We start from the raw sequence: 20159 nt of genomic DNA, 5'->3' as shown, positions 1-20159 counted from the left end.
TTTTATCCACAACGTGTCCCGCGCTTGCTACCGGATTCTGCACCGTTTTGTGCGATGACGCCTCATCGGCATCCGTGCATCATTCGCTCAGCTTCCGGATCAGCTTGTCCCAGTCTTCGCGGAGCTTGCCGTCGGTTTCCATCAGGGTCCGGATCTGGCGGCAGGCATGCAGCACCGTGGTGTGATCGCGACCGGCAAAGGCGTCGCCGATCTCGGGCAGGCTGTGCTCGGTCAGTTCCTTGGTCAGGGCCATGGCGACCTGGCGGGGACGGGCCAGCGAGCGGGTCCGACGCTTCGACAGCAGATCCTTGATCTGCAGGCCGTAGTAGTCGGCAACGGTTTTCTGGATGTTGGGAATGCTGATCGCCTGCTGCTGGGCGCGCAGCAGGTCACGCAGGGTTTCCTGGGCGAATTCGGTGGTGATCGCGCGGCCGGTGAAGTTGGCGCGGGCGGTCAGGGTATTCAGCGCGCCCTCGAGGTCGCGCACGTTGGAGCGCATCTTCTTGGCGATCAGGAACGCAACATCATCGGGAATCTCGGCACCGCGTTCGCGCGCCTTGGCCAGCACGATCGCGGCGCGGGTCTCGAAGTCCGGCGGTTCGATCGCGACCGACAGGCCCCAGGCAAGCCGCGACTTCAGGCGCGCTTCCAGGCCCTCGACTTCGCGCGGATAGCGGTCGCAGGTCAGGATGATCTGCTGCTTGCCATCGAACAACGCGTTGAAGGTGTGGAAGAACTCTTCCTGGGTGCGGTCCTTGCCGGCGAAGAACTGGATGTCATCGATCAGCAGCGCATCCACCTGCTGGAACTGGCGCTTGAACTGATCCATGGTCTTTTCCTGCAGGGCCCGGATCATCGCGCTGAAGAACTGTTCCGAACGCAGGTACAACACCTTTGCACCTGGATTGGCCTGGCGCATGGCGTTGCCGGCGGCGAACATCAGGTGGGTCTTGCCCAGGCCCGTACCTCCGTACAGCAGCAGCGGGTTGTGCGCCCGGTCGCCCGGCTTCTGCGCTGCCTGGAAGGCGGCGGCCAGGCCCAGCTGGTTGCTGCGGCCTTCGACGAAGTTGGCGAACGTGTAGTGGCTGTCCAGATTGCCGGCGAAGGGCACCTGCGGTTCGCTGGACACATGCGCCGACGGCGTGGAAACCGGCGCGTTCTGCGCCTCCACAGGGCGCGGGCGCGACCCGATTTCAAGAAAAACGTCGCTGAAACCGGCGAAATGCGCCAGCAGCTCGCGGATCCGGGCCAGGTACAGCTCGCGGACCTGGTCGACGATGAAGGCATTCGGTGCATACAGCACCAGGCTGTCCACGCGCAGATCGGCCTGCAGCGGCTTCAACCAGGTATGAACGTCTTCCGGCGGGAACTCCGCTTCGAGGCGCTCGAGACTACGGGACCAGGCATCCATCAGCAATAATCGTCCGGTGGCCGGGGCATGGACGCGACAAGGCGCCCAAACACAGGCCGGAAAGGGGGGAAATGGATGGCTCAGACTACCACCGAGCGCCCGCCTTCGGAATGCTTGTCCCCTACTTATTCACAAAAACATCCACAGCTATTGCACAGCCCGGTGAATTCGCGTAGCTGCCAGGGGTTGACGCGGGGTAGGGTACCTCTCTAGAATTTCCGGTTCTTTCCGTCCCATTCATACGAGAGGCCCCAATGGCCACGAAGCGCACCTACCAGCCCAGCAACCTCAAGCGTAAGCGCGACCACGGCTTCCGTGCCCGTATGAAGACCGCTGACGGCCGCAAGATCCTGTCGCGTCGCCGCGCCAAGGGCCGCAAAGTCCTGAGCGCCTGATTGCCATGCCGCACCCCGCGGCAGACGCAATCCCTTCGACAGTGAATACTGCAGACCCGCGCAAGCGATTCCCTCGCTCTGCGCGGGTTCGCACGCGTGCCGAATATTCAACGGTCTTCAACGGCGCCCGCCGTGTGTCCGATCCGCTGATGACCCTGCACTGGCTGCCGGCTGACCGGCCGGCCAGGCTGGGTCTGGCGGTTTCCCGCAAGGTTGATCCGAACGCCGTGGGGCGTAACCGGATCAAGCGCGTCCTGCGCGACATCCTGCGTCAGACACGTACCGAAATCCAGCCAGGCGACTTCGTCGTCGTGGCGCGTAGTGCTGCGCGTTCCGCCAGCAACGACGAGATCCGCCAGGCCTTCCTGCGCCTGCTGCGTCGCCTGCGTGCATTGCCCGCGCCGGGCGTGGACGGCACAATGCCGCCGCCTGATGGCATCGCAACTCCTTCTTTGACCGAGCCGGCATCGCGTCCCGGCCCCGCCGAGCCTGTCCGCTGATGAACCAGACCCGCGTATTCCTCATTTTTGCCTGGCTGATGGTGGCCGTGCTGCTGTGGATGGAGTGGAGCCGTGAAAAGGCTGCTCCGACCCCGGCACCGACGACCACGTCGGCCCCGGCTGCTGCACAGAGTGTTCCGGGCGCGACCCCGGGCAGCATCCCCAGCGCGCAGGTCCCGGGTGCGCCGGGCCAGGCCGCTGTGCAGGCCCAGGCCAGCGCCACCCCGGCCAGCCAGCGCGTGACCGTCACCACCGACGTGCTGCGCCTGGTGCTGGACGGCGGCCGTGTGCTCGATGCCGAGCTGCTGCAGTTCCCGCAGACCAAGGACGAAGGCAGCCCGCCGGTTCGCCTGCTGACCGAAGACCCCGCGCATCCGTACAGCGCGATCAGCGGCTGGGCCAGCGAAGACAAGAACACCCCGGTTCCCGGCGCTGACGGCTTCAAGCTGGTCGGTGATACCAAGGACTTCGTGCTGGCCAAGGGCCAGAACGAACTGCAGATCCCGTTCGTGTGGACCGCCGACAACGGCGTGACCATCAAGCGCACCCTGACCGTCTCGCGCAACGAGTACGCCGTGCGCTTCAAGGACGAAGTCAGCAATGCCGGCGCCGCACCGTGGAACGGCTACGTCTACCGCACCCTGGACCGCACCCCGACCATCCTGTCGCGGAGCATGACCAACCCGGATTCGTTCAGCTTCAACGGCGCCACCTGGTACGACAACGACAAGAAGTACCAGCGTCGTGCGTTCAAGGATTACCTGGACGACGGCGCACTGAACCAGAACATCACCGGCGGCTGGCTGGCGATGCTGCAGCATCACTTCTTCACCGCCTGGATCCCGCAGAAGGACCAGACCGCGCACTACGTGCTGTCGCAGGTGGCCGGTCGTGACCTGATTGAAGCGCGTGGCCCGGCCTTCACCGTGGCCCCGGGCCAGTCCACCAGCACCGAGGCCCGCCTGTGGGTCGGCCCGAAGCTGGTCAACCTGATCGCCAAGGAAGACGTGCCGGGCCTGGACCGCGTGGTCGACTACAGCCGCTTCTCGATGATGGCGGTGATCGGCCAGGGCCTGTTCTGGGTGCTGAACCAGGTGCACAAGCTGGTCGGCAACTGGGGCTGGGCGATCGTCGGCCTGGTGGTGCTGCTGAAGCTGGTGCTGTACCCGCTGTCGGCGACCCAGTACAAGAGCGGTGCCAAGATGCGCCGCTTCCAGCCGCGCATCGCGCAGCTGAAGGAACGCTATGGCGATGACCGCCAGAAGTTCCAGACCGCGATGATGGAGCTGTACAAGAAGGAAAAGATCAATCCGATGGGCGGCTGCCTGCCGATCCTCATCCAGATGCCGATCTTCTTCGCCCTGTACTGGGTGCTGGTGGAATCGGTCGAACTGCGCCAGGCGCCCTGGTTCGGCTGGATCCAGGACCTGACCGCACGCGACCCGTACTTCATCCTGCCGGTCATCAACGTGGCAGTGATGTGGTTCACCCAGAAGCTGACCCCGGCACCGGGCATGGACCCGATGCAGCAGAAGATGATGCAGTTCATGCCGCTGGTGTTCGGCGTCATGATGGCCTTCATGCCGTCCGGCCTGGTCCTGTACTGGGTGGTCAACGGTGGCCTGGGCCTGCTGCAGCAGTGGTGGATGACCAAGCGCCATGGCGGCGAGCCGGTTGCGGCCACCACCGCTCCGGCCCCGGTCAAGAAGAAGTAATCGGTAGAGCCGGCCGCTGGCCGGCTGACCCCAGCAAAAGCCCGCCGCAAGGCGGGCTTTTCGCATGCGGCGGTAGAATCGCCGGCACACCGTTCCTCCCACCTTCGAGTCCGCCATGCCGCGTGCGTCGTCGTTCCGCCTGTTCCTGCCCTCGCTGTTGTTGACCCTGGTTGTTGCCGGCTGCGGCGACAAGGACGCGAAGGCGCCGGCGACCACCGTCACCCAGCCAAGCGCGCAGGCCGCGGCCGCCGCCGATCCGGCCGCCGCGCCGTTGCTGGCGGCGCTGCAGAAGCAGCTCGACGGCTACCGCCGGATCATCGTGCTGCTGGCAGACGAGGAACAGCAATCGGCCGCCGACCGCGGCACCTCCACGCGTGTGGGCCAGCAGCTGTTCCACGATGGCCTGGAACAGCGCACGGCGATCGCCGCGCAGTTCGACACCCTGCTGCGCGGCTCCAGCCCGCAGCGCTTCGCCACCCTCGGCACCGTGCTGGACTACATCGAGTCGGCGCCGGAACTGTTCGACGCCGACCGCCTGGCCTTCCGCGAAGTGCTGCGTGATCTGCATGAGCGGGTCGGCACTGATTCGTCGCTGCCGGCGGTCAAGCTGCACCAGCGCATCGGCGAGGACCTGGAGGCACTCGACGAGATCGAGCGAAACTACAACCAGGAACTGACCCGCATCTTCAGCCGCTTCGAGCGCCCCCGTGCCATCGAGCTGAAGCGTGAGAAGTGGGACGACTACATCGCCCACCTGCACAAGGACTACAGCCGCGAAGCGATCCTGCGCGACTACGGCGTGATCGAGCCCTACCCGATGTCGATGAAGGACAGCGACCGCGAGATCTTCGGCCGCGACCTGCCGGCCAAGACCGTGGTGCTGACCTTCGACGATGGCCCGCACAAGGCCTATACCGATGAAGTGGTGGCCATCCTCAAGCGCTACGACGTGCCGGGTGTGTTCTTTGAAGTGGGCCGCAACCTTGGCAAGGTCGAGGCCGATGGCAAGGTCAGCCTCGGCCCGATGGCGAAGATCAGCCGCAACCTGATCGAAGAGGGCTATGCGGTCGGCAACCACAGCCTGACCCACGCCCAGCTGTCGCGCACCACCGGTGACGCGCTGCGCCAGCAGGTGCTCGACACCGACACGCTGCTGAAGGATGTCGACAGCAAGCGCGCGCCGCTGTTCCGTTTCCCGTATGGCGCGCGCAATGCCGAAGGCCTGCAGCTGCTCAACGAGGCCGGGCTGAAGTCGATCATGTGGAACATCGACTCGATGGACTGGGCCGACCCGGTACCGGAATCGATCGTGCAGCGCGTGCTAGACCAGGTGAACAAGGAACAGCGCGGCATCATCCTGTTCCACGACATCCACGATCGTGCGGTGAAGGCGCTGCCGCAGATCCTCGACCGGCTGATCGCCGATGGTTACCAGTTCGCCGGCTGGAACGGCCGTGACTTCACTGTCGCCCGTGCGCGCAAGGGTGAAGCCGGTGCCGCCACGGTCACCACCGGCTACGAGAAGTCCTGGGCGATCGTGGTCGGCATCGACAACTATGCCAAGTGGCCGAAGCTGGAGTACGCCAGCCACGACGCGCAGGCGGTGGCCGATACCCTGACCGGGCAGTTCGGCTTCCCGTCCTCGCAGGTGATCGTGCTGAAGAACGAGCAGGCGACCCGCAACAACATCCTCGCGGCCTTCCACGATCGCCTGGCAGATGACCGCACCGGCAAGAACGACCGCGTGTTCGTGTTCTTCGCCGGCCATGGCGCGACCCGCCAGCTCGCTTCCGGGCGCGACCTGGGCTACATCATTCCGGTCGATTCGGACCCGAAGGAATTCGCCACCGACGCCATCGCGATGACCGACATCCAGAACATTGCCGAGAGCATGCAGGCCAAGCATGTGATGTTCGTGATGGATGCCTGCTACAGCGGCCTGGGCCTGACCCGCGGTGGCCCGTCGTCGTCGTCGTTCCTGCGCGAGAACGCGCGTCGCAGCGCGCGGCAGATGCTGACCGCCGGTGGTGCCGACCAGCAGGTGGCCGATGCTGGCCCCAACGGCCATTCGGTGTTCACCTGGGTGCTGTTGCAGGCGCTGGCCGGCAAGGGCGACCTCAACGGCGACGGCCTGATCACCGGTACCGAGCTGGCCGCCTACGTGGCGCCGGCCGTATCGGCGGTCTCGCACCAGACCCCGGCCTTCGGCAGCCTGCCCGGTTCGCAGGGCGGCGAGTTCGTGTTCCAGGTGCCGGACAGCCAGGAATTCCTCAACGCCGATACGCGCCAGCTGACCGCCGATGCGATCGCGCTGAACAACAAGGTGGATGCGGCCAGCGAGGCCAAGGGCAGCCAGGCGCCGGTGACGGTGGCCGACCTGCAGGGTGGCAAGGCCAAGCTGGTGGTGCCCACCGCTGGCCCGGCGTCAGACCGCCAGCGCGCGCAGCAGGCCAACGACCGCGGCCTGCAGCTGTACCGCGAGAAGCAGTACGACGAGGCAGCCGCGCAGTTCGCCGAAGCGCTGAAGCTGCGTCCTGATTTCGCCCAGGCCGCCAACAACCTCGGCTTCGTCTACTACCGCCAGCAGCGCTATGCGGAAGCCGCGCGCTGGCTGGAGAACACGCTGAAGATCGACCCGTCGCGCGCGGTGGCCCATCTGAACCTGGGCGATGCCTACTTCAACGCCGGCGACAAGGCCAAGGCGAAGCAGGCCTACACCACCTACCTGGCGCTGCAGCCGCAGGGCAGCGGCGCGGCCCAGGCGCGCGCGCAGCTGGAGAAGCTCTGAGCCATGAACGACGCGATCCGCACCGACACCATCGTGGCCATCGCCAGCGCCCCCGGCGCCGGCGGTGTCGGCCTGTTGCGCCTGTCCGGTCCGCGCGCTGCGGCGATTGCCAATGCGCTGGGGGCGCCTGCACTGCGCCCGCGCCACGCGCACTACGCGCGCCTGCGTGATGCCGACGGCGAGGTCATCGACGATGGCATCGTGCTGTGGTTCCCGGCACCGAACAGTTTCACCGGCGAAGAGGTGGTGGAACTGCAGGGCCATGGCAGCCCGGTGCTGCTGCAGCAGCTGGTCGCGCGCTGCATCGCGCTCGGTGCGCGCCAGGCGCGGCCGGGTGAGTTCAGCGAACGGGCGTTCCTCAACGGCAAGCTGGACCTGGCCCAGGCCGAGGCCATCGCCGACCTGATCGCCGCGGGCGACAACCGTGCCGCACGCGCGGCGCGTCGTTCACTGGATGGCGTGTTCTCGCGCCGCATCGATGCGGTGGTCGAGCAGCTGGTGATGCTGCGCATCCACGTGGAAGCGGCCATCGACTTCGCCGACGAACCGCTGGATACCCTCGGCGGCGCGCAGGTGCGGCGTGGGCTGGAACAGGCGCGCAGCGATCTGGCCATTCTGCGCCGCGATGCCGAACGCGGCCGTCGCCTGCGCGATGGCCTGCACGCGGTGCTGATCGGTCCGCCGAATGCGGGCAAGAGTTCACTGCTCAACGCGCTGGCCGGCAGCGAACGCGCCATCGTCACCGACATCGCCGGCACCACCCGCGACACCCTGCGCGAAACCATCCGCCTGGACGGGCTGGAGCTGACCCTGGTCGACACCGCCGGCCTGCGCGACGGCGGCGACGCCATCGAACGCGAAGGCATGCGCCGCGCCCACGTGGAAATCGAGCGCACCGACCTGGCGCTGATCGTGCTGGATGCGCGCGATCCGGCGGCCGGTGAAGCGGCGCTGGGCGAGGCCGTGGCGGCGGTACCGCACAAGCTCTACATCCACAACAAGTCGGATCTGCTGGCGGCGCTGCCGTCGCTGGATGATCCGGATCGGGTGTTCGTTTCGGCCGCCACCGGCGCCGGGCTCGACGATCTGCATGCGCGCCTGCGTTCGATTGCTTCGGCCGGTGCCGGTGAGCAGGTGGACGGCGAGTTCTCCGCGCGCACGCGCCACGTGGATGCGATTGAACGCGCGCAGGAACATGCGCAGCGCGCCGATGGCGAGCTGGCGCACGAGCACCTGGAGCTGGCCGCCGAAGAACTGCGGCTGGCCCACGATGCGCTGGGTGAGATCACCGGGCAGATGAGTGCCGATGATCTGCTGGGGAGGATCTTCTCCAGTTTCTGCATCGGCAAGTAACTGTAGAGCCGAGCCCATGCTCGGCTGTTCTACCCGTCAGCCGAGCACGGGCTCGGCTCTACAGGGACTGGCTTCCCCCACCTGTCACATTGCCGCCGCATACTGACGCCCATCACATACCGCTTGGGGAAGTCGCAGTGAAGTCGTGGGGTTGTGCGTTGCTGTTGTCGCTGGCCGTGGCACCATCGGTGGCCATGAGTGCTGAATCCTCCACCCCGGCCGTGCCCAAGGTGTCGGTCTACGGCCATCGCGGGGCAAGCGCACTGCTGCCCGAGCACACCCTGGCCTCGTATGCGCAGGCCATCGCCGATGGCGCCGACTACATCGAACCGGACCTGGTGATGACCCGGGACGGGGTGATGGTGGCCCGCCACGAGAACGAGATCGGCGGCACCACCGACGTCGCCTCGCATCCGGAGTTCGCCAGCCGCCGCACCCGCAAGGTGATCGATGGGCAGCAGGTCGAGGGCTGGTTCACCGAGGACTTCACCCTGGCCGAGCTGAAGACCCTGTACGCCCGTGAGCGCCTGCCGGAACTGCGCAGTACCGCCTACGACGGCCAGTTCCGCATCGCCAGCCTGGACGAGATCCTGGCCTTCCTGGTGCAGCAGGCCGGGCGCGCCAACCGTGGCATCGGCCTCGTGCCGGAGATCAAGCACCCGACCTATTTCCAGTCCATCGGCCTGCCGATGGAAGACAAGCTGCTGGCCGCGCTGCGTGGCAACGCGTACACCAATGTCGGCCCGGTCACGATCCAGTCGTTCGAGACCGCCAACCTGCGCTACCTGCATGGCAAGATCGGCCGGGGCAGCAACATCCGCCTGCTGCAGCTGCTGTGGAAGGGCGATACCCAGCCGGCCGACATCGCCAAGGCCGGCGGCACGCTGACCTACGCACAGATGATGACCCCGGCCGGGCTGAAGGACATCGCCGGCTACGCCGATGGCATCGGCCCCGAGCTGCGTTCGATCATTCCGCTGGATGCCAAGGGCGCGCTGGGCACGCCGACCTCGCTGGTACGAGATGCGCACGCGGCCGGCCTGATGGTGATTCCGTACACCTTCCGCCCGGAGAACCATTTCCAGCCCAGCAACCTGCGCAAGGGCGCCGACAACGCGCGCAACGTCGAAGGCTCGATCGCCGAGATGCGCGCCTACCTGGCGACCGGCATCGATGCCTTCTTCACCGATGATCCGGCGCTGGGCCGGCAGGCGGTGGATGGGATGGGCACAGCGGGGAACTGAGCGATCAACGCGCCGGGCATGGCCCGGCGCTACCCGGGGGCCGGTGTGCTCTGGTAGGTGCCAACCTTGGTTGGCACGCAACAACCGCGCCGACCAAGGTCGGCCACTACCGGTTCATGAGGTTGCCGGCCAGCGGCCGGCACGACCGTCCCCTCAACTGCGCGGCTCGTCCGGCCGGCGGAACGGGATCACCACGTAGTCCTGGCCCTCGCGCGGCTGCCACAGCACCGGCACGCGCTGCGGTGACGGTGGCTCCAGCTCGTCGTCGGCCAGCGGCTCGGCCTCGTCTTCTTCGTCTTCCCAGCTGTAGCGCTGGCGCGGCGGCAGGGGGTCGGCGTTGCGGAACAGCAGCGCGGCGATGATGCCGGCGAAGGCGCCGCCCATGTGCGACTGCCAGGACACGCCATCGGCGTGCGGCAATACGGTCATCAGCATGCCGCCGTAGAACAGCATGCCGATCAGGCCGGTGGCGATCGCTGCACGATCACGGCGCAGCAGGCCCAGGCTGGCCAGCAGGAACATCAGGCCATGGGTCACGCCACTGGCACCCAGGTGCACGCTGCCCGGATTGCCCAGCATCCACGCGCCGAGGCCCGAACCCAGCCACAGCAGGGGCAGGGCGCGCACGGTGGCTTTGGGATACACACTGCCGGCCAGGGTGCCGAGGATCAGGATGGCGATGCTGTTGGCGGCGATGTGCTCGACCGAGGCATGCAGCATCGGGCCGCCGATCAGGCCGAGCAGGCCCTTGGCTTCCAGCGGCGCAACCGCCCACGGTCGCCAGTCGAACGTGCCCTGCAGGGCGAACACGGCCACCAGCACCAGCACGGCCGCCAGGCTGACATTGAACGCCCGCAGGATGCGCGAGCGGTCATTGCGGGGGGGCGGCACGTCGCCGGCGGGCAGGGGCGTGTTGTTGTCCATACCTCAGCAATGGCGGTGGCTGGCGCGAAACCAAGGCCACTGTTGCGGGAGAGTGGGTGCGGCCGGCGGGACAATCCCGCCGGCCGCGTCTTCCCACCGCTCAGGCTCAGGCGTGGCCCGAGCCTTCCTTCGGCGGGTACTTCAGGCTCAGCACCACTGTGGCGGCGATGATCACCGCGACCACGCCCAGCGACACCGGGGTCGGGATCTTGAACAGGTCGATGATCATCATCTTGATGCCGATGAAGGCCAACACCAGCGCCAGGCCGTACGGCAGCAGGTGGAAGCGGTCGGCCATGCCGGCCAGCAGGAAGAACATCGCACGCAGGCCCAGCACCGCGAACACGTTGGAGGTGAGCACGATGAACGGGTCGGTGGTGATCGCGAAGATCGCCGGGATGCTGTCCACGGCGAAGATCACGTCGGTGACCGCGATCAGGATCAGCACCGCGAACAGCGGGGTGAACCAGCGCACGCCATCGCGCGTCACGCTCAGCGCATTGCCGGCGTAGTCCGGCAGCAGGCGCAGGTGCTTGCGCATCCAGCGCAGGGCGGGGTTGGTTTCCAGATCCGGTTCCTGGCCGGCGGCGAACCACATCTTCCAGCCGGTGAACAGCAGGAAGGCACCGAACACGTAGAGCAGCCAATGGAACTGGCTGATCAGCACGCTGCCGGCGAAGATCATGATCGTACGCAGCACGATCGCACCCAGGATGCCGATGATCAGCACCTTCTGGCGCTGCTCCTCCGGTACTGCGAAGTAGCTCATGATCATCAGGAACACAAAGATGTTGTCGACCGCCAGCGCCTTCTCGACCAGGTAGCCGGTCAGGAATTCGAGGCCGACCTTGTTGGCCACCACCTGGCCGGCGGTCTCATTCAGGTAGTACCAGAGGCCGGCGTTGAACAGCAGGGCCAGCGCGACCCAGCCGATCGACCACCACAGGGCTTCCTTGAAGGTGACCTTGTGCGGTCCACCATGGCGCATCAACACGAGGTCGACCAGCAGGGCGATGACCACCACCGCTGCGAAGCCGCCCCACAACCACACGTTACCGATCGTCTGCATTGGGAATGTCCGTTGGAAAGATGAATGCCAGGCCGGACGGCGAGGATCTGCAACGGAGGATCGGGAGGGGGATCCAGGGACAGAGCTTCGCCAGTACGGCGAAGGTCTCGCTCGCAGTTCCAGTCGGCTGGAACTGCCGTTGCACCGGAGCCTGCGGGCTCGAAATGACGGCGACAACGTCTGGGAGCTACTCCCCTTCTGGCGCCGATTCTGCCGTCTGGCTGGGCCGACGTCAAATGGGGGACGAGGGGTCGGATCCCCGTAGGGGCTCTGACCCCATTCCCGAGCCCGTTCCGGCCTGGTGGGTGCCAACCTTGGTTGGTACGCCGGCGAGGGTCAGAGCCCCTGCGGGGATCTGACCCCGGCGCCCGGTTTACAATGGGTGGATGAATACCCCCCTTCCGATTGTCCGCCTCAAGAATGCGTGGCGCTCCAGCCACCCGTGGATCTTCCAGAAACTGGTCGAGAAGCCGACCGTCCGGCCCAAGCCCGGTTCCATCGTCGACGTGGTCGGCATTGATGGCGAGTTCGTTGGCCGCGGGTTCTACAACGGGCATTCGCGTATTGCCGTGCGCATCCTTGAGACCGACCAGAACGTGCCGGTGGATGCCGGCTGGTTCTCGCGCAAGATCGCCCAGGCGGTGTCGCTGCGCCGTGAGGTGCTCAAGCTCGACGCGGTCTCCGACGCCTGGCGCGTGGTGCACAGCGAAGGCGACGGCCTGTCCGGCCTGGTGGTGGATCGCTACGGCGACCTGGTGGTGGTCGAATTCTTCGCCGCCGGCATGTTCCGCCACCGCGAGTGGATCTACGACGCCCTGCGCGAGCAGTTCCCGGGTTGCCGCTTCCACAGCTTCGCCGATGAGCACGTGCAGAAACAGGAAAGCTTCGATTTCCACGGCAATACCACCACCGAAGCGTCGGTGATCACCGAGTACGGCATCAAGTTCCGCGCCGACCCGGCCGGTGCGCACAAGACCGGCTTCTTCGCCGACCAGCGCGAGAACCGCGAGTGGCTGAGCCAGCAGGTGGAAGGCAAGCGCGTGCTGGACCTGTGCTGCAACACCGGCGGTTTTGCGGTGTACGCGGCGGCGCGAGGCGCCTCGGAAGTGGTCGGCATCGACATCGATGAAGACGTCATCCAGATCGCCAAGGGCAATTCGCGCCTGAACAACGTGCGCCCGAAGTTCGTCCAGTCCGACATCTTCCCGTGGCTGCGTGATGCGGCCAATCGTGGCGAGCAGTACGACGTGGTGATCCTGGACCCGGCGAAGATGACCCGCGACCGCGACCAGGTCATCACTGCGCTGAAGAAGTACCTGGACATGAACAAGCTGGCGCTGGGCGTGGTCAAGCCGGGCGGCCTGTTCGCCACGTTCTCCTGCACCGGCCTGGTGGCCGAGGACCAGTTCCTCGACATGCTGCGCCGCGCGGCGTATTTCTCCGGCCGCACGATCCAGATCCTGAAGGTGGCCGGCGCCGGTCCGGACCACCCGTTCATGGCCCACGTGCAGGAATCGCGTTACCTGAAGGCCGTGTTCTGCCGCGTGGTGGACTGACCGCGTCACTGCCGATCTCTGTAGAGCCGAGCCCACGCTCGGCTGATCTGTCTGGCAGCCGAGCATGGGCTCGGCTCTACAAAAAGGCCGGGTGCGGCGCTATGGTCGGGCTCTTCCCAATGCCGGTGAGAGCCCATGCCATCGTTGCGCCACCTGTCCGTCGTGCTCGCCGTGGCGCTGTGCGCGCCGCTTTCGGCTCACGCCATCGAGTTCAGCGCCGAGGAACTGGCCCGTGCCAAGGCGCTGCAGCAGCGCCTGGTCACGCTCGACAGCCACCTGGATACGCCGGCAAATTTCGGCCGGACCGGCTTCGACATCGAGCAGCGCCACGACCGCAACGCGCTTTCGCAGGTGGACTACCCGCGCATGGTCGAAGGTGCGCTCGATGGTGGTTTCTGGGCGATCTACACCGACCAGGGCGATCGCAGCGCAGCGGCCCACCTGGTCGAGCGTGACCACGGCCTGCAGCGACTGCTGGAAATCCGCGAGATGCTGGCGGCCAATCCCGCGCGCTTCGCGCTGGCACTGACCGCCGATGATGCTGCGCGGATCAAGGCCGCCGGCAAGCGCGTGGTCTACATCAGCATGGAAAACGCCAGCCCGCTGGTGGAAGACCCGAGCCTGCTCTCGTTCTACCATCGCGCCGGCCTGCGCCTGCTCAGCACCGTGCACTTCGCCAACAACGAGTTCGCCGATTCGGCCACCGACCCCAAGGGCGCGGAGTGGAAGGGCCTGAGCCCGGCCGGCAAGGAGCTGGTGCGGCAGGCAGTGAAGCTGGGCATCGTGATCGACCAGTCGCATGCCTCGGACGCGGTGTTCGACGACCTGCTGGCGATGATGCCGGTGCCCTTCGTGCTGTCGCACAGCTCGGCCAAGGCGGTGTACGACCACCCGCGCAATCTTGATGACGCGCGGCTGCGCAAGCTGGCCAAGGCCGGCGGCGTGATCCAGGTGAACGCCTATGGCGGCTACCTGATCGACACGGCGAAGACACCCGAGCGCAAGCAGGCCGAAGAAGCGCTGAGCAGGCAGCTGGGCGGCTGGGAAGGCATGGGCATCGAGCAGGGCGTGGCCCTGCTGAAAGCCGAACAGGCACTGGACCATGAACACCCCGTGCGGCATGCCAGCCTGGACGACTTCTTCGCCCACTTCGAGCACATCCTCAAGGTGGTCGGCCCCGAGCACGTGGGTATCGGCCTGGACTGGGATGGCGGCGGCGGCCTGAGTGACCTGCCCGATGTCAGCCAGCTGCCGAAGATCACCGCCTGGCTGCTGCGCAAGGGCTATACCGAGCAGCAGATTGCCGGCATCTGGGGCGGCAACCTGCTGCGAGTGATGCGCCAGGCGCAGGATTACGCCGCAAAGCAGGGCGGTTGACCGCCCTGCGGTGGTGCCGGCCGCTGGCCGGCACAACAGGATACGAGTTGCCGGCCAGCGGCCGGCACCACCGGCGAGCCGGTTATTTCGCGATCAGTGCGTGGCGGCGGCTGTACAGGAAGTACAGCACCAGGCCGGCCACGTTCCACAGCAGGAAGTACAGCTGGGTGCTGTGCGGCAGGCTGAGGAACAGGTAGATGCAGCCCAGCGCGGCCAGCGGGCCGACCACGAAAGCAGCCGGCGTACGGAAGCTGCGCTCGCGGTTCGGTTCGCGCAGGCGCAGCACCACCAGGCAGACGCCCACTGCAGTGAACGCGGCCAGGGTACCGGCATTGGCCAGCGCGGCGATCTCGTCCAGGCGGGCCACGCCGGCCAGCGCCGACACCACCACCGCAGTGAACAGCGTGGTCGCCACCGGCGTGCCGGTACGCGCGTTGACCTTGGACAGGCCACGCGGCAGCAGGCCGTCGCGGCTCATCACGAAGAAGATGCGGCTCTGGCCGTACAGGAAGGCCAGCAGCACGGTCGGCAGCGCGATGATCGCAATCACGCCGATCACCATCGCCGCTGTCGGATGGCCCAGCTGGCGCATGATCAGCGCCAGCGGCTCGGCGCTGTGCCCGAACACGGCGTAGCTCATCGCACCCACTGCGGCCAGCGCCACCAGCACGTAGACAATGGTGCAGCCGATCATCGAACCGATGATGCCGATCGACAGGTCACGGCCCGGGTTCTTGGTCTCCTCCGCAGCAGTGGAGATCGCATCGAAGCCGTAGAAGGCGAAGAAGATGATCGCCGCTGCCGCCATCACGCCGTGCTCGACGCCATCGGGGCCCATCGACTTGGCAAAGCCATACGGCATGAACGGCTGCAGGTTGGCGCTGTCGAACGCAGGCAGGGCCACGGCCACGAAGATCGCCAGCGCGATCAGCTTGAACACCACCAGGATGGCATTGAGCGTGGCGCTTTCCTTGGTCCCGGCCATCAGCATGCCGGCCACCAGCCAGGTGATGATGATCGCCGGCAGGTTGATCATGCCGCCTTCCACGTGCGGGCCGGCTGCCAGCCAGGCCGGCAGGTGCACGTTCCAGCCGAACTGGGTGTGGACCCATTCGAGGAAGCCGACGAAGTAGCCGGACCAGCCCACCGCCACCGTACTCACCACCAGCGAGTACTCCAGGATCAGGCTCCAGCCCACCACCCAGGCGAACACCTCGCCCAGCGCACTGTAGCTGTAGGTGTAGGCGCTGCCGGCGGTCGGCATCATCGTCGACAGCTCGGCATAGGACAGCGCCGCACAGGCGCAGACCGCACCGGCGATGGCGAAGGAGATCAGCACGGCCGGGCCGGCCAGATTGGCACCGACGCCGATCAGCGTGTAGATGCCGGTGCCGACGATGGCACCGATGCCCAGTGCGATCAGGTGCGGCCAGCTGAGCGTCGGGATCAGGCGCCTGCCGGCTTCGTGGACGGTGACGGAATCTAGGGACTTGCGCCGGAACAGGGACATGCAGGCCTCGGAAGGGGTGACTAAGAACGACAAGTTCCCGAGTGTGACCGAACGCAGCGCAGCATTACCACTGACGGGGGTCATGCATGGCGGGGCACGCGCTGCGCCCCGGCCAGGCTGCCGGAATCGGCATAATCCGGCGGCAGCCACCGGTGTACGTTCGTCCCGGCCCCCGCTAGGACTCGATGTTGGCCATGCCGCTGACCGAATAGCGTTCGCCGGCCGCGGCATGCAGCGGGAAGGCCGCATCCAATGCGTCCAGCGTGGCCGCATCCAGTTCCACCTGCAGTGCAGCGAGGTTCTCGTCCAGCCGTGCCCGCCGCGTCGTGCCCGGGATCGGCACGATATGCCCGCCGCGCGACAGCACCCAGGCCAGCGCCAGCTGCGAGGCAGCGATGCCGCGCTCGGCGGCCAGCGCCTGCACGGTGTCCACCAATGCCAGGTTGCGCTGGAAGTTTTCGCCTTCGAAGCGGGGCGAGGTGCGCCGGTAATCGTCGGCGTCGAAGTCGTCCGGGCTGCGGATGGCGCCGGTCAGGAAGCCACGACCCAGCGGCGAATACGGCACGAAGCCGATGCCCAGCTCCGCCGTGGTGGCCAGCACTCCGTTCTGCTCCGGCTCGCGCGACCACAGCGAGTACTCGCTCTGCACCGCCGTGATTGGGTGCACCGCATGGGCGCGGCGGAGGGTGGCCGCCGAGGCCTCGGACAGGCCCAGCCAGCGCACCTTGCCCTGTTCCACCAGGCGTGCCATGGCACCCACGGTGTCCTCGATCGGCACGGTCGGGTCGACGCGGTGCTGGTAGTACAGGTCGATGTGGTCCACGCCCAGGCGACGCAGGCTGGCCTCGCAGGCGGCCTGCACATAGTCCGGGTGGCCGTTGATCTGCCGCGCCTTCGGGTCAGCCGGGTCCAGGCCGATGCCGAACTTGCTGGCCAGGAACACCTGGTTGCGGCGGCCGGCAATCGCGCGACCGACCAGCACCTCGTTGGTGTGCGGGCCATACACATCGGCGGTGTCGAGCAGGGTCACGCCACGGTCCAGCGCGTGCCGGATGACGGCAATGCCGTCATCGTCACTGCCGCGGCCGCCGTAATACGCGCTCATGCCCATGCACCCCAGGCCGAGGGCGGACACGGTGGGGCCGGCGGGGCCGAGAGTACGGGTCTTCATGTGGATCTCCTTGGGGAAGGCGCCACGTCTGGATGGGCAGTGGCGAGGGGCACAGCATCCTCCACGCCATCATGTGGATAAACTGCGTGTCACCGGACTTACCTTGAAGGCTGCCTTCACAATGGATGCCTCCGTCCCGCTCACTGCTGTGGTCGCTTTCGTCCACGTGGCCGAGCACGCCAGCTTTACCCGCGCCGCCGATGCCCTGGGTGTGTCGACCTCGGCGCTGTCGCAAAGCGTGCGCGCGCTGGAAGCGCGGATGGGCGTGCGGCTGCTGCAGCGGACCACGCGGCGGGTCAACCTGACCGAGCACGGCGCGCGTTTCCTGCAGCGCGTGCGCGGCGGCCTGGACCAGATCGACCAGGCATTTGCCGAACTGGACAGCGCGCGCTCGGTGCCTGCCGGGCGGCTGCGCGTGACCCTGCCGCGCATCGTCGCCGATCGCATGGTGCTGCCGCGGCTGCCCGAATTCCTTGCGCGTTACCCGCAGGTGCAGGTGGAACTGTGCGTCGACCCCGCGCTGACCGATTTGGTGGCCGAGGGCTTCGATGCCGGCATCCGCCTCGGCGAATCACTCGCACAGGGCATGATCGCGGTGCCGGTCGGGCCACCCGAGCGGCAGGTGGTGGTGGCCACGCCGGCCTATTTCGAACGCCATGGCGTGCCGCAGACCCCGCATGACCTGCAGGGCCACGCCTGCATCGTGCACCGGCTGGCCAACGGCCGGCTGATGCCCTGGGAGTTCAGCCGCGACGGCCACGACCTGGACGTGCAAGTGAGCGGGCGGCTGGTGTTCAACGATGCCGGCGTCGCCCATGGTGCCGTGCTGGCGGGTCTGGGCATGGCCCAGGGCTTCGCCTCGTTGATGGCCGACGACATCAACGCTGGGCGACTGCAGAGCGTGCTGCAGGACTGGCAGCCGCCATTCCCCGGATTCCACCTGTACTACCCGGCGCGTGAGCAGATGGCGCCCAAGCTGCGGGTGTTCATCGACCACCTGCGCGCGGAGATGCACGACCGGTAGATGCCAACCTTGGTTGGCATGCTTCAATCGACCACGCGCGCCGCTACGCCTCCCGGCCAGTGGCAGCCATCCTCCTGCCACGCCTGGCTGTCATCGTGGAAGGTGGTGCGACGGCCATCACGGGCGCGTTCGTAGCTCAGATCCAGTACCAGCGCGCCCTGCGTGCTCAGCAGGTAGCGGCCGTTGAGGCGCCCGTCGATGCGCTCTTCCCACACGCTGTCGAACTGGTACGGGCGATCTTCGGCCAGCACCGTGGTCTCCATCGAGATCCGGTGCAGGGGCAGGCGCTCGCGCTGGCCGGCGTAACGCACGTCGGCCCGGCCGTCTTCCAGCCAGCGCCATTCCAGGTGGATGTTGTCGTTGCGACCGCCCGTCAGGCAGCGATGGTCCTGCACGGTGCCGGCAGAGGCGGCACCGGCCAGCAGCAGGGTCATGCCGAGCAGTGGCAGCCGCCCGTTCATCCGTTCAGCCCCAGGCGGATGCCGAACCCCACCAGGAACAGGCCGGCCACGCGACGCAGCGCATCGCTGATCCGCGGGTGCTGGATCAACCGGCGGCGGGCCAGGTTGCCCACGCCGATCAGCATCGAGCAGTAGGCGATACTGACCACCAGGATGATGCCGGCCAGCGCGGCGAAGGTGGCGATGCCCTGGTGCGCCTTCGGATCGATGAACAACGGCAGGAAGGCCATGTAGAACAGGATCGCCTTCGGGTTGAGCAGGCTGACCAGGATCGCCTGCTGGAAGTAGCGGCCGGGTTGCATGCGGATCGGGCCGGCGTCGCCGCCCTCGTGCTTGGGCGTGCGCAGCAGGCTGATGCCGACCCACACCAGGTAGGCCGCGCCGAGGTACTGCACGGCGTGGAATACCAGAGGATTGGCCTTCAGCAGTGCGGCCACGCCGGCCAGCGCCAGCCACATCAGGATCTGGTCGCCGACCAGCAGGCCGGCCAGTGCGGTGTAGCCGCCGCGCACGCCGCCACGGCCGGTGGCAGTCAGCAGCGTGAAGGTACCGGGACCGGGCAGGGCGAGAAACACCAGCACGGCGACCAGAAACGTCCACAGGTCCTGGATGCCCATCCACGGCATGGCGGTGCTCTTCTGTTACTGGGGGCCGCCATTGTCGGCCAGCGCTGCGGCGGGCGACAGGGGGCCGGTGGGGCCAACCGGCATCCCGGACAGCAGCGGTTGCAGGTGCTGGCGCAGCTGCGCGTGCAGCTGCCGCACGGCGGGTGAGAACTGCTTGCGATGCGGGCACACCAGCTGCAGCGGGATGCTGCTGCCAACGCCGTCCAGCAGCACCTGCAGGCGCCCGGCCAGCACATCCTCGCGCAGGTCCAGCCAGGACTTGTAGGTGATGCCTTCGCCGGCCACGGCCCAGCGCCGCACCACGTCGGCGTCGTCGCAGACCAGCGGGCCGCGTACCGGAACCACGCTGCGGCGCCCGTCCACCTCGAACGACCAGCGATCGTAGGCGCGGCCATTGAGTTGATAGACCAGGCAGTCGTGCTCGCGCAGATCCTCCAGGCGCGTGGGCGGGCCACGCCGCTGCAGGTAGCCGGGCGAGGCGGCCAGCACGCGCCGGTTGCCTTCCAGCAGGGGCAGGGCTACGTAGTTGGCGTCATCGAAGTGGCCGATGCGGATGGCCACGTCGACCGGTTCGCGGAACACGTCGGCGACCTCGTCGGACAGGCGCAGGTGCAGGCGCAGCCGCGGGTGCGCGGCGCGGAACGCGCTCAGCCAGGGCAACAGCAGGTTGCGGCCGAAGTCCGACGGCGCCGACAGCTGCAGGATGCCGTGCAGCTCGGTGTCCTCGCCCTGCACGCGGGCCTGGCCTTCGCGCAGGGTGGCCAGCACCTCCTGCGCATACGGCAGGTAGAGCGCGCCCTCGCCGGTCAGGCGCAGGCTGCGGGTCGTGCGCACGAACAGGCGCAGGTCCAGCTCGCGCTCCAGCCGTGCCACCGCCGCAGCGACCTGCCCGGGCAGCAGGTCGGCCTCGCGGGCGGCCTGCGAGAAGCTGCCCAGCGCGGCAGTGCGGACGAACAGCTGCAGATCGTCGATGCGGATCATCTTCATCGCCAGAGTGAAAGTGCTGCCCGATTCTGCGCCTTTCCGAGGGAGCGC

The 20159-nt window shown here is 67.2% G+C and carries 17 protein-coding genes; 9 read left to right on the top strand and 8 right to left on the bottom strand.

The annotated features are described in order from the left end of the window. Positions 1-79: 79 nt before the first annotated feature. Positions 80-1411, bottom strand: coding sequence for a chromosomal replication initiator protein DnaA (gene dnaA / locus AC5P6H_RS16160; protein ID WP_014645405.1), 1332 nt, complete (start codon positions 1409-1411; stop codon positions 80-82). Positions 1412-1665: 254 nt separating this feature from the next. Here dnaA and rpmH point away from each other — a divergent pair, with 254 nt between their 5' ends. The 6 genes from rpmH (at position 1666) to AC5P6H_RS16130 (ending at position 9406) form a co-directional block, all read left to right on the top strand. Then, complete coding sequence (gene rpmH / locus AC5P6H_RS16155) at positions 1666-1806, top strand: 50S ribosomal protein L34 (RefSeq protein WP_005411729.1); 141 nt, start codon at positions 1666-1668, stop codon at positions 1804-1806. A 5-nt stretch (positions 1807-1811) separates the two neighbouring features. Further along, the gene (gene rnpA / locus AC5P6H_RS16150) at positions 1812-2306 is read left to right on the top strand and encodes a ribonuclease P protein component (protein WP_080053031.1); all 495 of its coding nucleotides are present in this window, start codon (positions 1812-1814) and stop codon (positions 2304-2306) included. Further along, the gene (gene yidC / locus AC5P6H_RS16145; RefSeq protein WP_014648955.1) at positions 2306-4021 is read left to right on the top strand and encodes a membrane protein insertase YidC; all 1716 of its coding nucleotides are present in this window, start codon (positions 2306-2308) and stop codon (positions 4019-4021) included. Before rnpA ends, yidC begins: the two co-directional genes overlap by 1 nt. Before the next feature lie 115 nt (positions 4022-4136). Further along, on the top strand, positions 4137-6809 hold the full coding sequence (locus AC5P6H_RS16140; protein WP_495202878.1) for a polysaccharide deacetylase family protein: 2673 nt from the start codon (positions 4137-4139) through the stop codon (positions 6807-6809). 3 nt (positions 6810-6812) lie between these two features. Next, positions 6813-8162, top strand: coding sequence for a tRNA uridine-5-carboxymethylaminomethyl(34) synthesis GTPase MnmE (mnmE, locus tag AC5P6H_RS16135; RefSeq protein WP_180834721.1), 1350 nt, complete (start codon positions 6813-6815; stop codon positions 8160-8162). A 137-nt stretch (positions 8163-8299) separates the two neighbouring features. Then, complete coding sequence (locus tag AC5P6H_RS16130) at positions 8300-9406, top strand: glycerophosphodiester phosphodiesterase (protein ID WP_346601349.1); 1107 nt, start codon at positions 8300-8302, stop codon at positions 9404-9406. Positions 9407-9559: 153 nt separating this feature from the next. Here AC5P6H_RS16130 and AC5P6H_RS16125 read toward each other — a convergent pair whose 3' ends face one another. Further along, complete coding sequence (locus AC5P6H_RS16125) at positions 9560-10330, bottom strand: rhomboid family intramembrane serine protease (RefSeq protein WP_478406190.1); 771 nt, start codon at positions 10328-10330, stop codon at positions 9560-9562. A gap of 106 nt (positions 10331-10436) precedes the next feature. After that, positions 10437-11399 (bottom strand): TerC family protein, encoded by a 963-nt coding sequence (locus AC5P6H_RS16120; protein ID WP_414611396.1) that lies wholly within the window; start codon positions 11397-11399, stop codon positions 10437-10439. 386 nt (positions 11400-11785) lie between these two features. Between AC5P6H_RS16120 and AC5P6H_RS16115 the strand changes: the two genes are divergently transcribed. Beyond that, complete coding sequence (locus AC5P6H_RS16115) at positions 11786-12955, top strand: class I SAM-dependent rRNA methyltransferase (RefSeq protein ID WP_014648949.1); 1170 nt, start codon at positions 11786-11788, stop codon at positions 12953-12955. A gap of 135 nt (positions 12956-13090) precedes the next feature. After that, positions 13091-14332 carry a dipeptidase gene (locus AC5P6H_RS16110; RefSeq protein WP_049442541.1) on the top strand — a complete coding sequence of 414 codons (1242 nt, stop codon included), beginning with the start codon at positions 13091-13093 and terminating at the stop codon, positions 14330-14332. A gap of 82 nt (positions 14333-14414) precedes the next feature. Here the strand turns inward: AC5P6H_RS16110 and AC5P6H_RS16105 are convergent, their stop codons facing one another. Together AC5P6H_RS16105 and AC5P6H_RS16100 are read right to left on the bottom strand one after the other, a co-directional pair. Beyond that, positions 14415-15842, bottom strand: a complete 1428-nt coding sequence (locus AC5P6H_RS16105) for an amino acid permease (RefSeq protein WP_495202877.1) — start codon at positions 15840-15842, stop codon at positions 14415-14417. 175 nt (positions 15843-16017) lie between these two features. After that, the gene (locus tag AC5P6H_RS16100) at positions 16018-17013 is read right to left on the bottom strand and encodes an aldo/keto reductase (protein WP_046433390.1); all 996 of its coding nucleotides are present in this window, start codon (positions 17011-17013) and stop codon (positions 16018-16020) included. A 121-nt stretch (positions 17014-17134) separates the two neighbouring features. Here AC5P6H_RS16100 and AC5P6H_RS16095 point away from each other — a divergent pair, with 121 nt between their 5' ends. Then, entirely contained in the window at positions 17135-18037 is a 903-nt protein-coding gene (locus AC5P6H_RS16095; RefSeq protein ID WP_053494819.1) for a LysR family transcriptional regulator, read from the top strand. Positions 18038-18060: 23 nt separating this feature from the next. Here the strand turns inward: AC5P6H_RS16095 and AC5P6H_RS16090 are convergent, their stop codons facing one another. The 3 genes from AC5P6H_RS16090 to AC5P6H_RS16080 are packed head-to-tail and all read right to left on the bottom strand — an operon-like array spanning position 18061 to position 20111. After that, the gene (locus AC5P6H_RS16090) at positions 18061-18498 is read right to left on the bottom strand and encodes a hypothetical protein (RefSeq protein ID WP_014648944.1); all 438 of its coding nucleotides are present in this window, start codon (positions 18496-18498) and stop codon (positions 18061-18063) included. After that, a complete protein-coding gene (gene leuE / locus AC5P6H_RS16085; RefSeq protein WP_005411716.1) occupies positions 18495-19124 on the bottom strand; it encodes a leucine efflux protein LeuE in 630 nt (209 codons plus the stop codon). The genes AC5P6H_RS16090 and leuE overlap by 4 nt, the downstream gene beginning before the upstream one ends. Positions 19125-19139: 15 nt before the next feature. Next, positions 19140-20111 carry a LysR family transcriptional regulator gene (locus AC5P6H_RS16080; RefSeq protein ID WP_495202876.1) on the bottom strand — a complete coding sequence of 324 codons (972 nt, stop codon included), beginning with the start codon at positions 20109-20111 and terminating at the stop codon, positions 19140-19142. Positions 20112-20159 lie beyond the last annotated feature (48 nt).

This window comes from Stenotrophomonas sp. YJH_SMC_110 (assembly GCF_059369255.1).
This window is presented reverse-complemented; position numbering and strand designations above follow the sequence as displayed.